This window comes from Siphonobacter sp. (genome assembly GCF_048595215.1).
Taxonomy (GTDB): domain Bacteria; phylum Bacteroidota; class Bacteroidia; order Cytophagales; family Spirosomataceae; genus Siphonobacter.
The window spans coordinates 1-13,710 of sequence record NZ_JBMDWJ010000120.1 but is presented as its reverse complement, the minus strand read 5'-3'; the positions used below and the strand labels follow the sequence as shown (position 1 = coordinate 13,710).

12 protein-coding genes are annotated in these 13,710 nt (G+C 47.5%); 4 read left to right on the top strand and 8 right to left on the bottom strand.

Annotated elements, in window-relative coordinates; all coding sequences use genetic code 11:
- From ACOJTG_RS07075 to ACOJTG_RS07050, 6 genes are all read right to left on the bottom strand, one after another.
- On the bottom strand, positions 1 to 743 hold a 743-nt coding region (locus tag ACOJTG_RS07075; protein WP_420153159.1), incomplete at its 3' end, for a putative DNA modification/repair radical SAM protein.
- Positions 744 to 1,038: 295 nt separating this feature from the next.
- Positions 1,039 to 2,448, bottom strand: coding sequence for a tetratricopeptide repeat protein (locus ACOJTG_RS07070; RefSeq protein ID WP_420153158.1), 1,410 nt, complete (start codon positions 2,446 to 2,448; stop codon positions 1,039 to 1,041).
- Between the two features lie 364 nt (positions 2,449 to 2,812).
- Positions 2,813 to 5,818 (bottom strand): protein O-mannosyl-transferase family, encoded by a 3,006-nt coding sequence (locus ACOJTG_RS07065; RefSeq protein ID WP_420153157.1) that lies wholly within the window; start codon positions 5,816 to 5,818, stop codon positions 2,813 to 2,815.
- Between the two features lie 354 nt (positions 5,819 to 6,172).
- Positions 6,173 to 7,504 carry an ABC transporter permease gene (locus tag ACOJTG_RS07060; protein ID WP_420153156.1) on the bottom strand — a complete coding sequence of 444 codons (1,332 nt, stop codon included), beginning with the start codon at positions 7,502 to 7,504 and terminating at the stop codon, positions 6,173 to 6,175.
- 14 nt (positions 7,505 to 7,518) lie between these two features.
- Entirely contained in the window at positions 7,519 to 8,448 is a 930-nt protein-coding gene (locus ACOJTG_RS07055) for an ABC transporter ATP-binding protein (protein WP_420153155.1), read from the bottom strand.
- A gap of 205 nt (positions 8,449 to 8,653) precedes the next feature.
- Positions 8,654 to 9,097, bottom strand: coding sequence for a hypothetical protein (locus tag ACOJTG_RS07050; protein WP_420153154.1), 444 nt, complete (start codon positions 9,095 to 9,097; stop codon positions 8,654 to 8,656).
- Between the two features lie 228 nt (positions 9,098 to 9,325).
- On the opposite strand from ACOJTG_RS07050, the gene ACOJTG_RS07045 reads away from it, so the two are divergent.
- Positions 9,326 to 10,600, top strand: coding sequence for a dicarboxylate/amino acid:cation symporter (locus tag ACOJTG_RS07045; RefSeq protein ID WP_420153153.1), 1,275 nt, complete (start codon positions 9,326 to 9,328; stop codon positions 10,598 to 10,600).
- A 69-nt stretch (positions 10,601 to 10,669) separates the two neighbouring features.
- Here ACOJTG_RS07045 and ACOJTG_RS07040 read toward each other — a convergent pair whose 3' ends face one another.
- A complete protein-coding gene (locus ACOJTG_RS07040) occupies positions 10,670 to 11,005 on the bottom strand; it encodes a hypothetical protein (protein ID WP_094808423.1) in 336 nt (111 codons plus the stop codon).
- A 158-nt stretch (positions 11,006 to 11,163) separates the two neighbouring features.
- Between ACOJTG_RS07040 and ACOJTG_RS07035 the strand changes: the two genes are divergently transcribed.
- The 3 genes from ACOJTG_RS07035 (at position 11,164) to ACOJTG_RS07025 (ending at position 13,435) form a co-directional block, all read left to right on the top strand.
- Complete coding sequence (locus ACOJTG_RS07035) at positions 11,164 to 11,394, top strand: 4a-hydroxytetrahydrobiopterin dehydratase (protein WP_420153152.1); 231 nt, start codon at positions 11,164 to 11,166, stop codon at positions 11,392 to 11,394.
- A gap of 150 nt (positions 11,395 to 11,544) precedes the next feature.
- Entirely contained in the window at positions 11,545 to 12,222 is a 678-nt protein-coding gene (gene rsmI / locus ACOJTG_RS07030; protein WP_420153151.1) for a 16S rRNA (cytidine(1402)-2'-O)-methyltransferase, read from the top strand.
- A gap of 40 nt (positions 12,223 to 12,262) precedes the next feature.
- The gene (locus ACOJTG_RS07025) at positions 12,263 to 13,435 is read left to right on the top strand and encodes a DUF4105 domain-containing protein (protein WP_420153150.1); all 1,173 of its coding nucleotides are present in this window, start codon (positions 12,263 to 12,265) and stop codon (positions 13,433 to 13,435) included.
- Positions 13,436 to 13,513: 78 nt separating this feature from the next.
- Here ACOJTG_RS07025 and ACOJTG_RS07020 read toward each other — a convergent pair.
- Positions 13,514 to 13,710 (bottom strand): methyltransferase RsmF C-terminal domain-like protein (locus ACOJTG_RS07020; protein ID WP_420153149.1); only part of this gene is annotated, 197 nt, incomplete at its 5' end.

Genomic DNA, 13,710 nt, shown 5'->3' with positions numbered 1-13,710 from the left:
TAGGCTTTATAAAACTGATCAGCCGTAGCCATAATTTCCAGGTCTGACTCGGGCGTAGCTCCTACGACCATCTGCGTACTCTGACCCGCGGGGACAAACTTGGGCGTGGAAAGAATGAGTTTTCGGTCGCTATTATACGCTTGAATGTGCTGGTTGACGAAGTGCAACGGTTTCTTGACGTCTTCGTGGCTTTTCTCGGGAGCTACCGTTTTCAAACCCGCCTCCGTAGGCATCTCCAGGTTAATACTCATCCGGTCGGCGTACAGACCAGCTTCTTGGATCAGTTCTTCACTGGCTCCGGGAATCGTTTTCAAATGAATGTACCCGTTGAAACGTTCTTCCAGCCGTAGTTTTTTTACAATTCGAAGCAGGCGTTCCATGGTATAGTCAGCATTTTTGAAAATGCCGGAACTCAGGAAAAGGCCTTCAATGTAGTTTCTACGGTAAAAATTAATGGTGAGTTCTACGACTTCCTCTACCGTAAAGGCTGCCCGCTGAATGTCATTGCTTTTCCGGGAAACGCAGAAGGCACAGTCGTAAATACAGTGATTGGTTAGTAGAATTTTGAGCAGCGAAACGCATCGGCCATCTTCCGTAAAGCTGTGACAAATGCCATTGGCCTTACTGTCGCCTAATCCTTTGTTGGTATTTTTTCGATTACCACCGCTCGACGCACAGGAGACGTCATACTTGGCAGCATCGGCTAAAATTTGCAACTTTTCGCTCGCTCGATTAAAATTCATGGCTCTGATATTTGTGTAAATATATTAACTTTTGATTGTATAAAATAATCAAACCAGCGGAATTATCGAATCTATTGTGTGTATATTTTGTCTGTTTTGGGTCTTTTTGAGTTAAATCAGAGTAGGAGTCAAAACACTCGCTTAGTGGCCTGAATGGAACCATGGATTTTTGTCACTTTTGTAGTCAGCCTCATTTTCCGCTGGAAGTAGATAGAATAGGGATTGTTCTGCTAGAAAACTGCATAAAAAAAGACCCGGTTGTAGGCCGGGTCTTTTCCGTTTAACAACAAAAATCTTATTCTTTTTTGTACTGCTCAATAATCTTGTACAGTGCTTTCTGCGTTTCCAGATTCGTGAAGTACTCAAACAACATAATGTGCATGTCGTAATTAAGCGTCAGGGCCGTTTCCAGGTATAAGAAAGCTTCCCGGAACTTACCGGCGTGAATCAGGTAAACCGTAAGCTGGTAGTATAATTCTGCTTCATCGGGACATTCGTCCAGAGCCTGCATAATGATGTCAGTCGCTCTTTCAAAATCGCCCTGTTCGTAATACAGAATCGACCATTTTACCCAGATCTCTACGTCTTCGGGGGCCACTTCTACGCCAGCCCGGTACGCTTCTTCGGAGGAAATGGCATTGCCGATACGCTGTTCGGTTTCAGCAACGGCCAGCCAGTAATCCGCATTTTTTTTGTTCAGGTTTAAAGCTTTCCGCAGAAAATGCAGAGCCTGAAACCACTTATTCATCTCATACAAACAGACACCGACACCGTACCATCCTTCATCCCAAAGCGGGTCGAGCTGAATGGATTCCTTGTAATGTTTGATGGCCTCTTCGTAGTTCAGCTGTTTTTCCAGACTGGCCGCCAGGCAGCAGATCGTCTCCGGGGTCGGTTCTTCGCACTTAAGCGTTTTTTCGTACGCTTCCTGAGCTTCCTGATACCGCTCCAGATTCATGTACGTATTACCGAGGTTATAATACGCCGACGCGAAGTTTTTCTTCAGGTACGTAGCATATTCATAGGCTTCGGCAGCTTCATCGTAGCGTTCAAGCTTTGAATAGGCAATACCCAGGTTATACCAGGCATTATATGAAGAAGGATCGCGATCAGTAAAAGCCAGGTAATACGGCAGACTCTCTTCAAGCTTACCCAACTGGTCCAAGCAGTTCGCTAGTTCATACAGAGCATTTTCGTTACTCAGGTCACCGTGTACGGCTTGCTGGTAATGCTCAATGGCTTCTTCAAATTTTCCCCACTGCTGGTAAGCCAGTCCCAGGTGGTAATGCACTTCATCTTTTTCCTCGGCGTAATCGAGGACTTCCTTGAGCATCTCGATGGCATGCTCATAGTCGCCGATGAGCCCATAGACTGTGCTGCGTAAGTAAAAAATATCTAAGTCGTGGGGATTGAAAAGGGCGGCACGTTCAAGCAAATCCAGGGCTTCATCGTACCGTTGAAAATTGGCCATAATCTGGGCCTGATTCAGCATCAATTCCAACGAGTAAGGGTACTGAGATAAACCGTATTCGCAGGCTTTTAAAGCATCTTCTAATTTTCCCTCTTCTAAATAATGTTCGACGATTTGTTCATACGTATCCAGATCGAAGAACGAATCCTCCCGGTTCTGCAACATTTTTTCGAATCGCTTCACAGAGTCATGGGTGGCTTCCGGGCGGTCGTCGAATTCAGGTTGTTCCATCATAAGGCAACGGGTGTAATGGCAAACGTAATCCCGGTTTGATGCGTAACAAAGCAAGCTTTGGTGTACGAATCGATACTGTACTAAAGTTGGGTACGTCTATTGGTTTTCATGTTAAGGAACATTCTAAGATAACTAGAAAATTCCATTTACCCAATCCTTGTTTGAAAATGTTGACTACATCGTGAGTGTATTTACGGCATAAGGGCTGAAGAAATTACGGGTACTTTTTCGTAAAAACTTGGTTTGAAGGCGATTAGATTGAGGTTTGATAAGGGGAAGAACCCTCTTTTGGCACCTTTTGCCTGGGCTGAAAACACAAAAAAGCCCGTCTTGTAAGACGGGCTTTTTTGTGGCAATAAAGCAATTATTCAGCTCCGCTACCATCGTCGAGGCGGTTGCCTAAACGTTGATACTGACGGTTGAAAATGGCTTCGTATTTGTTAGCCTCTGTTTCGAGTTTGGCATCGTGCAATTGCTGGACAACTAGATTCATCTGATACAGGTTTACCCGAATATCCTGACTGTCGCCATTGGATTCAATGTAGTAGTTCAGGTTTTCGTCGGACCGTTTCATGATTAGTTCCGCCATTTGCAGGGCTTTCGCTTTTTCGCCAACCGAAATCAGTGGCCCGATGAAACTTACCGAAATCTGATCGTAAGGAATGGCTTTATCCGGAATGGCCTCCAAGCAGCGATTCAGTACCGTTTTCGCTTCAGCTAGTTTACCTTCCTGAATCAGTTGCGTAGCGAGTCGGTAGAACGCAATCCGGGCCGATACCGTCGGGGCTCCCCGGTAGGTTTCGTCGTAGTACACGTTCGGATTGTTCATTTCCCGCCAAGCCATCTTCGTCATCATGTTTTTGTACATAATGTCAGAGTTAACAAAGCCATCGCGGGCACCGGGTACCTTAAACGGCATGAGTCGGTAGGCGTATCCTTCGAGTTGCAAAAACTCCTTCAGACCCAGGTAACTCTGCGAACCCAGCGTAGAGGCGAAGTACACCGGACGTTCAAAATTGTTATGAGCAATGATGTCAAGCTGAATCAGTTCGGGTTTCGTGATGTCGTTCTGACCGAAACTCCAGTTCATCCGATCGCCGGGGAGTAGGGATTCAAACTCTTTGGAAACCAAGCCGGATTGACGAATTTTCGTCGTATCCAGCTTCAGTGAGAAGATGGACGAAGGTAATACGTTCATCTGACCCAGCGTCGTCTGCACCTGAATCGCAGGATTGTTCTGTTTCACCAGCTGAATGTATTCCTGGAGGTCAATACCGTCTTTCACGTTCGGGTTTTCCGAGAACGGAATCTGATCATTAATACCCGTCCGGAAGTTGTCCATTTCGAGTGTAATCGGCAGCGGTTTGGATTCGTAGGTTTGCCGCTTCATCTGATCAATGTACCAGTCCGTACCCAGCAACGAAAGGTTACATACCCGAACGTCAGTCCGGAACCCTTCTACTTCCTGTACGTACCAGAGCGGGAAGGTGTCGTTATCCCCACCCGTGAACAAAATGGCATTGGGAGCACAGGAACTCAGCATGTTCTTGGCAAAGTCTACCGAGTGCCAGCGGTTCGAACGGTCGTGGTTATCCCAGCTCTTTGGACCCATCATCACGGGTACACCCAAGGAAAGTACACTGGCGAGTACGCCGGCAGTAACTGTATTTTTGGAAACTTTGCTCAGGAACTGCTGCAAGGCCAGTACGCCTAATCCAGCCCAGAGAGCAAAGAAATAGAACGAACCTACGTAAATGTAATCCCGTTCGCGGGGCTCCGTAGGGGGGGAGTTCAGAAACACCACCAGTGCCAGACCCGTCATGAGGAAGCTGATCGCCACGACAAGCCAGTCTTTTTCGCGTTTGGTGAACTGGATAAAGAAGCCCAGCAGCCCCAGAATCAGCGGCAGGAAATAGAAATTATCGTGAGCTTTATTATTCTTGATACTTTCGGGCAGAGCCGCTTTATTGCTAAGACGAGGCATCCAGTCCGCCCATTCGTAGTCACTTTCCCGACCCGCGAAATTCCACATGAAGTATCGCATGTACATAAAGCCCATCTGGCGGCTAAACATATAACCAATGTTCTGTCCAAAGGTGGGCTTTACGAACCGCGATTGATCGCTGGGATCGCGGGGGAGGCCCAGGATTGAGGCATATAGTTGAGCATGACCCGGCTGTTGCGACCACAAACGGGGCAATACCATTTGCTGGTCTTTTTCCCAAACGTACTCGGGCTTGTAGTCGTAAATTTTATACTGACCACCTTCCATTTTGTACATCGGATCCCCACGGCGGATGTCCGTAACGCGAGCCGTAAAGAGCGGTCCATACGTCAGCGAGCGACTGCCATATTGTTCCCGACGGAGGTAGCTGAGGTAATTGATGGCATCCGAAGGATTGTTTTCATTGATGGGCGGATTGTAGTTCGCCCGTACCAGTGCCTGCGTATAGGAGAGGTACCCAATAAGTACGAAAGCCAGCGAAAGCAAGGCCGTACTTAACACCGGATTCTTTTTCTTCTGAGCAAACCAAACGCCATAAATGACGGCTCCGAAAAACACGATGACGAAGAAAATAACACCAGAATTGTAAGGTAGTCCGAAGGAATTAACGAAGAGTTTTTCGATCGAAAAGGCCATGGCGGGAATACCCGGAATGATACCGGCGTTGATGATTCCTAAGATGACTACGCCGATAATTAAGGATACAATACCTCCAATAAGCGTTGGATTCTGCTTCTTTTTGAAATAGTAGATCAGAGCCAGGGCGGGCAAGGTTACCAGGTTCAGTAAGTGAATACCGATGGAAAGGCCCGTCAAATAGGCAATTAAAATGATCCAGCGATTGGCTTTTGCTTCATCTTCAATGAGTTCCCAGCGATACATCGCCCAGAATACCAGAGCGGTAAAGAACGATGACATAGCGTATACCTCGGCCTCAACGGCGGAGAACCAGAACGTATCGCTAAAGGTGTAAATCAACGAACCGACTAGCCCGGCACCGAGTACACCAATGGATTCTCCGAGCGTAAGGGTATCCGCCGACTTCGCTACGATTTTGCGTCCCAGCATGGTTAATGTCCAGAACATGAACAGAATCGTAAAGGCACTCGCCAGTACGGACATCATGTTTACCCAGTAGGCGACCCGGGTTACATCGCTACCAGCCAGCAAAGAAAACATCCGGCCAATCAGCAAAAAGATGGGGGCTCCCGGTGGGTGCGGGACTTGTAATTTGAATGCACAGGCAATGAACTCACCACAATCCCAGAAACTGGCCGTCTCTTCGACGGTCATAGTATAGGTGAATAAAGCAATGGCGAAGACACTCCAACCCAGTAGGTTATTGATCCGCTGGAAATTTTTCATGAAGTAGTTTTATGCTAAATAATCTAATTCGGGTGATGGTTGTAGGGAAAAGATCAGCCAAAAATAGCAAAAAGCCTCCGACCCAGGGGGCAGGAGGCGTTAAAATCTGTTAAGCTCCCTTGAGAAGTAAGGTTTATACCGACATTTGCGGGTCAGTAACCAGCAGAGTGTAAAGACCTTACCCGCCAGGATTCTTTTTCAGTCAGTAACCTTTTCGAAAAAGATATTTACTGAAAGCGTATATTTCGTCCCTGTACAAGAAGGATTTTAGCTAACCGCTTCGACAGATGAATCGTAAAGATCATTCTAAAACAAGCGTAGGTAACGAACGAAAGATCCGCCAGGTAGTTCCGCTTAGGCTTTATAAAACACCCATTTTGATAACTCCTTCAGGGTTACTTTCTTTCCGTACATCAGAATACCTACCCGATAAATACGCGAAGCCAGCCAGGTGGTAAATACAAAGCCAACCACCAGTAAAACCATCGACAGTCCTAATTCCCACCATTCTACCCCAAACGGTACGCGGGCCATCATGTTGATGGGCGAGGTAAAGGGAATAATGGACGCCCAGAAAGCTACTTTACTGTCGGGTTCGTTCACGACAAAGTTCATGAGCATCATACTGATGATGAGTGGAATGGTAACCGGAAAAATGAGCTGCTGCCCTTCTTGCGGGCTCTCAACGGCCGAACCGACGGCCGCAAACAGCGAGCTGTAGAACAAATAACCTCCCAGGTAGTAGAATAAAAACAAACTCAGAATTTTTACCCAGGGCAGGGTACCCATGGAATCCATAAGGCCCATCACTTTTGAGCCCGGACCGGCTTCGCTCATTTGTTTGACGGCGGCTTCTACCTGCTGCTGACTGGCCTTGCTACTAAGTTCGGTTTTCGCTTTTGCTTCCAGTTTGGATTTGAGTAGGGTGGAGGTCACGCTCGAAATAGAAATCGTCAGGACAATCCACAATAAAAATTGCGTTAAGCCAACCAGTCCCACGCCCAGGATTTTTCCCAGCATGAGTTCCGAAGGACGTACCGAAGAGACAATGACTTCCACGATCCGGTTGCTTTTTTCTTCGATTACCCCATTCATCACCTGCGATCCTGAAATGAAGACAATGAAATACAGCAGGATGGATACGACGTATCCCAATCCCATGGCTACGCCCGCATGACTGGATTTTTCTTCGCCTTCTTCCAGACTATACGTTTCGGCGTTGACATTCACGCGGTTGTCTTCAATAACCTGTATATCAATGCCCGCCCGCTTGAGTCGCTGGTTACGGACTTCGGTCTGAACAATGCTTTCGATATCGCTCTCCAGACTCAGACTTACGTTCTTTTCGGAGAAAATCTGTAAGCCATTCGGATGGTCGATGATGTCGCGGGGAATAAATACCAGAGCAGCAACCTTACTGCTTTTTAAATCGGTTTTGGCTTTGGTAAGGGTCGTTTTTTTGAAGGCAAACTGGTAGTCTTTTCCATTTTTGAAGCGTTGCTGGAACAGCCCCGATTCATCAATAATTTCAACCGTTTTCTGATCGCTACCCGCAAAAAACAAGAGAGCCGGAATGGCGTAGATGGCCGTAATCAGAATGGGGGTAAGTAGCGTTGTGATCCAGAAGGACTTTTTCCGAACGCGGGTCAGGTATTCTCGTTGGAGGATTAATAAAATCTTATTCATAGCAACAGGATCGGTTAAGGGATTAAGGCTTGGGTTGGCGTTTCACCCACGACTTGAATAAAAATGTCATTGAAAGAAGGCACATGTTCACTGAATTGCTTGAGTTCCACCTGAGCAATCAACTGAGTCAGTAAGTCATTGACGTGGCCTCCCGGTAAAATACGAACCTGTGAGCGGTACACGCCGGGTTCTACTTCTGTGGACGAGATCAGCTCATAATACGCCGATAGGACCGGTGTGCCCACGTACTCAATCGTATAGGTCTGATCCATGAATTGCCGCTTGATGGCTCGTTTGTCACCCTTCAGTACGACCTGCGATCGGTTGATTAGAGCAATTTGATCGCACAGCTCCTCTACGGATTCCATGCGGTGCGTGGAGAAGATGATGGTAGCCCCCTTCGCTTTCAATTCCAGAATCTCATCTTTGAGCAAATTGGCATTGATCGGATCGAACCCCGAAAAGGGTTCATCGAGAATGATTAGCTTGGGATCATGCACAATGGTGGCAATGAACTGACATTTCTGAGCCATCCCTTTCGAGAGGTCTTCCACCTTTTTGTCCCACCAGTCGCGGATGTCGAACTTGATAAACCATTGCTTGAGACGTTCCGTGGCTTCGCGTTGCGAAAGACCTTTAAGGCGGGCCAGGTAAATGAGCTGATCACCCACTTTCATTTTCTTGTACAAGCCACGTTCTTCCGGCAGGTAACCAATATCGGCAATGTGTTTGGGTTGCAGGGATTCACCATGCAGCAGAATTTCCCCTTCATCGGGAGCCGTGATCTGATTGATGATACGGATGAGTGAGGTTTTGCCGGCTCCATTGGGACCCAATAAACCAAAAATGCAGCCTTGAGGAATGGAAAGCGATACATCGTTGAGGGCCGTATGGGTCGCATAGCGTTTTACCACATGACGGGCTTCGAGTAAGGGTTGACTCATTCGGATCGTAAATTGATGGACAAGCGGAGAAATGAATGTAAGATATACAATTCCCAAGGGAACGTTGTCATGGTCAAAGGATACTTACAAAACTGCACGATTGGATAAGGTTCGTTGCCAAAAACTACACAAACGGCTTAAAACGCAAATCAGCCCCTGATTCCACGTGAACAGGGGCTGATTTACCAGGCGAAAAGAGCATGAATTAGTAGTAACGTTCCCGAATCTGAAAGAGAATCCAGAGTTCAACGCCCGCGAAAACGACGGCAAAAATAAGACCGCCCGTACCCCAGGGCATATTCAGTAAAGCCGATAAAACACTAAAAGTGACAGCAATCAGTACGGAGAAGTACAAAAGATTCCAGCCTTTGCGGCGGTTGATACGAAGGGGACTAAACGCCAGCAGCATCAGAACCGACTCAATAATATTTCCAATGACGTCAAGGTATACGGATGAAGTCATCCCATAGGAACGAGCAAAGGAGTTCTGATAGGTCGGAATGAGCGAAGCCAACCCTAGAATGCCGTTGATCAGGGCTAACCAGGGCATAATCTGTACAAAAATTTCTTTAACGTTAAAGGGAATGGTAGGTAAGGTTCGTAAAAAGAAACCTTCCAGCTGAGCTTCCAGGGGTAGTTTTGTAGGCATAGAATAGCGACTATTGGCAGTGGAGGATGTGATCCGGAATCACGTCTCAATTCTACGAGAAAGTAGGTAACTTTCAAATGAATTGGTCTAAAAAGGGCTTCTATTTGACGAGTTTTTTTGTACTTTTTGCGAAAAATACCCGTTTACTCTGATAAATTCTGGCTATCGGACCCGCTATCTTTACCCAGTGGGCAAAGACTCCATCGTTGTTTTACCTGAATTTTCTTTATGAAACTTTCCATTACCTGGCGAATTTTTATCGGTTTAGTGTTAGGCGTTCTCGTGGGTTACATTGTACACATGTCCTACGATTCGGGCAGCCCAGCCGATCAGGAAACCCTGGCTACCTGGAGCAAAAACCTGCAAATTATCAGTAAGGTTTTTCTGCGGATGATTAAGATGATTATCGGACCGCTGGTTTTCTCCATGCTGGTGGTAGGCATTGCTAAACTCGGCGATTTTAAGATGGTAGGCCGGATTGGCGGAAAAACGTTGGGCTACTTCCTGTTTGCTACCATTCTTTCCCTGCTGACGGGTCTGGCCGTCGTCAATGTACTCAAACCCGGAAAAGTGATGCAGTTGCCTTTACCGGCTACGGGCACGGATACTGGTATTGAAGCGAAGAAATTTTCCCTGGAATCGTTCATGTACCACATTTTCCCGCAGAGTATCATCGAGTCGATGGCGGGTAATGAGATTCTACAAATTGTAGTATTCTCGATCTTCTTCGGTATTGCAACCGCCGCCATTGGTGATGCGGGCAAAGTCGTCGTGAAAGGTCTGGACGCGGTATCACACGTCATGTTCAAGATTGTTTCCTACGTCATGAACTTCGCTCCATTCGGCGTATTTGGGGCTATTGCAGCCGTCGTGGCTACCGAAGGACTGGGCATTTTTGCCGGATACGCGTATCTGATCTTCAGTTTCTTCCTGGGTCTGGCCTTCTTCGTGTTCATCGTACTCTGGATTATCTGTCTCGTGAACAAGATCCCGTACTTTAAACTGCTAAGTCTGGTAAAAGATCCGGCTTTACTGACCTTCAGTACGGCTAGTTCTGAGGCTTCCATGCCGCAGACGATTGAGGCATTAAAAAAATATGGATGTTCCGAAAAGATCATCAGCTTCGTACTGCCGCTGGGTTATTCCTTCAATCTCGATGGTTCGATGATGTACATGACCTTCGCCACGGCTTTCATTGCTCAGGCGTACGGAAAGGATTTATCGACGGCTCAACAACTTACGATGCTGGCTACGTTAATGCTGAGTAGTAAAGGAATTGCCGGTGTACCCCGTGCTTCGCTGGTGATCATCGCCGGAACCATGACGATGTTTGATCTGCCCATCGAGGGTCTGGCTCTATTATTAGGCATTGATCAGATTCTGGATATGGGACGTTCTGCTACCTCCGTGATTGGGAATGCCGTAGCTACGGCAGTCGTATCCAAATGGGAGGGAGAGCTGGATTTACGAAAATTACACTCCTCTGAAGAGTTGCCCGTTTAGCTTTAATGAGCTATTTAACAAGAAAAGGAGCCTCATGAGGCTCCTTTTTCGTTTATAAGCACGGTGTCATTATTGACCAATGGCATCACTGCCGCCCAAGGCTCCTTTTCGCATGTCCAGTTTTTGAATCAAATCGGCGGAGAGGGGTTCTGAGTAAGGACCATAAGCCATGACCAGTACACCTTTTTTTCCGTCTTTCGATTCAATCGCGTATACCGCTGACATATCACCTGGATCGGTAATACCTTCAAAACGATACGCTTCTACGACTTCAAAATCTTCGGGGTGCAGAACCATCCCGAGTGAAGCATAATTCAGGGCTCCATTTTCAATACTGAAGCTTTCCGTAAAACCCTTGGCTGCTAATGCGTTGATAGCCTCGGTTTCGGTGGTGTATTCATCCATGGTACTGATAGTTTAAAGGGTTAAAGATCGTCTTTTGACTCAAGCGTTGACGGTTGGCAAATGTATTTTCTAAGACAGACTATCTAAAAAATTAGGCCACCTTGCTGGGAAAGCCCGGTCGGGAGCCTGTATGTTTGTCCTAAAATCACTTGTCAATCATGTGGGAAGAAAAAGAAAATCAGTTGCAGCGAAGCTTCGAATTCAACGATTTTTCGGAAGCCTTTGCCTTTAAGACCAGGGTTGCGTTCATTGCCGAAAAACATAATCACCATCCCGACTGGTCTAATGCTTACAACCAAGTGACCATCGCACTGACTTCGCACGACGCAGGGCATTTGGTGACGGAGAAAGACCGCCAGATGGCGAAAGAAATCGATCAGTTACTCTAAGTACTTTGTTTGTCAAAGGATTACCTGCATGGTACTGTGAAGGAAGTGCTCCAAGGTATCGCATTATAAATCATAAACGCCGTTTTCAGAGAGGGCATCGAAGCGAACGCATGTTCCGAAAGCTATGAACTGAAAACGGAAAACTTTTCCATGAAACTTTACCTGGTTCCTACGCCGATTGGCAACTTGGATGATATTACGCTGCGGTCGTTGAAAGTACTGCAAAGTGTGGACGCCATTCTGGCGGAAGATACCCGTACGACCGGGCAGTTGCTCAAACATCTGGGCATTCAGAAACCGCTGATGGCCCACCATTCCCACAACGAACACGCGTCGGCGGGGGGCGTAGTCAAGATGATTCAATCGGGAAAAACGCTGGCTTTGGTTTCGGACGCGGGTACGCCTGGTATTTCAGATCCCGGCTTTTTACTGGTGCGTGAATGCCTCAAAAATGGTCTTGACGTGGAATGCCTGCCCGGAGCAACGGCCTTTGTACCAGCTCTGGTCAACTCCGGTTTACCTACGGACCGATTTACGTTCGAAGGCTTCCTGCCCCAGAAAAAAGGTCGTCAGACGCGTATTAAAGGATTAGTTGAAGAGGAGCGGACCATGGTCTTCTACGAGTCGCCGCACCGGATTGTCAAAACGCTCGAGCAACTGGCCGAAGCATTCGGACCCGAGCGACCGGCTTCGATTTCCCGGGAACTGACCAAAGTATTTGAAGAAACCGTACGCGGTACCCTGACCGAACTCATCCAGCATTACACTCAACACGCCGACCGCGTGAAAGGCGAGTTTGTACTGATTGTGGCCGGACTGGAAAAATAAGTTCTTTTTATACGTTTGCCCCAAATCCTGCACCATGGTTTTGCGTCGTCTGCTTCTTTTTTGTTTGCTTAGTTTCTCGTTTATGGCCAGGGCTCAGGTACTGAGTCCACAGGCGAAGGTAAGTTTGCTAACGGTGGGTCCGGGTGCCGACATCTATACCTTTTTCGGACATACGGCCATCTGGATTTATGACCCGGTACTGGGCCTGGATCAGGTCTATAACTACGGAACCTTCGATTTCCGGGCGTCTGGGTTTTACTGGAACTTCCTGCGGGGAAACCTGCCGTACCAACTGTCGTCCGGGCCGCTGGATTATCCCGACCCGCGATACAGCCAGCTGGAGTACTGGAAATCGGAAAACCGGGGCGTCGTAGAACAGGTACTGAACTTCAGCCCTGAGCAGAAACAGCGGTTGTTTGAACTCATGGAGTTTAACGCTCTGCCCCAGAATAAAACCTACCAGTACCGACCCTATTACGACAACTGCTCGACGCGGCCCCGGGATAAGGTATACGAAGCCGCTCAAGGTAGCATTCGTTACGATTCAACGGATGCCTTTTTAGTCGGCCGATCGTACCGGGACTGGATGAATGATTACCTGACCGACAGCCCCTGGTCCCGCGTAGGACTAAACCTGGCTCTGGGATACCCCATCGATCGGATTACGACGATGCAACAGGCCGCCTACATTCCCAATAACTTGTTGCGACTCTTCGACCGGGCCCAGATCATAAGGTCCGATGGCAGAAAAGAAAAACTGGTGCTGCAAACCAATACGCTGTTTAAGGAGGAACCCCAACCAACCAGTTTCCTCTGGATTGCGGCTTTTTGGCTGGTGATGGCGTCGCCCTTGCTGATACTGATTCTGCGACGGAAACAAATCAAAGCCGGGGGTACGTTCGACCGCACGCTACTCTTCATTACGGGACTTTTCGGCATTATTCATACGCTGCTCTGGTTTGGTACCCAACATGGCATTACCGACTGGAACTACAGCATGTTCATTACCAATCCGTTCAATATTCCCGCTCTGTTGTTACTCTCGCGAAAACCCCGTTGGCTGATGTACTATTTCATCGCGGCCATGGTCTTTCTGGTGGCGGGTGTGATGTTGGAGATTCTGTTTTGGAAAGGAACTTACGGGATGATTTTCCTGACCGTTACGCTGTTCGTGCGTTACCGCCATCTGGCTTTGTACGTGAAGAAGGGCTAGGGAATGTAGTTTTTTACCGCAATAAAAAATCCCGTCAGCTACGAACTGACGGGATTTTTTATTGCGGTAAAGGTCGATTTAATTCTCCCGAATATCCATTAGAATTCGCCAATCTTTGGGCAGGTAATTATTCAGCCGATTGGGCAGTACCTTTACCCAACCTAGTCCGTGGCCCTGGTATGAGACCAGATGCCAGCCTTTCTGAGAGGTTTCATACGCAAAGTCTTCGCGTTTCAGAAAACGTAAAGCATCCTCCCGTGATACCTCAAGTCGGG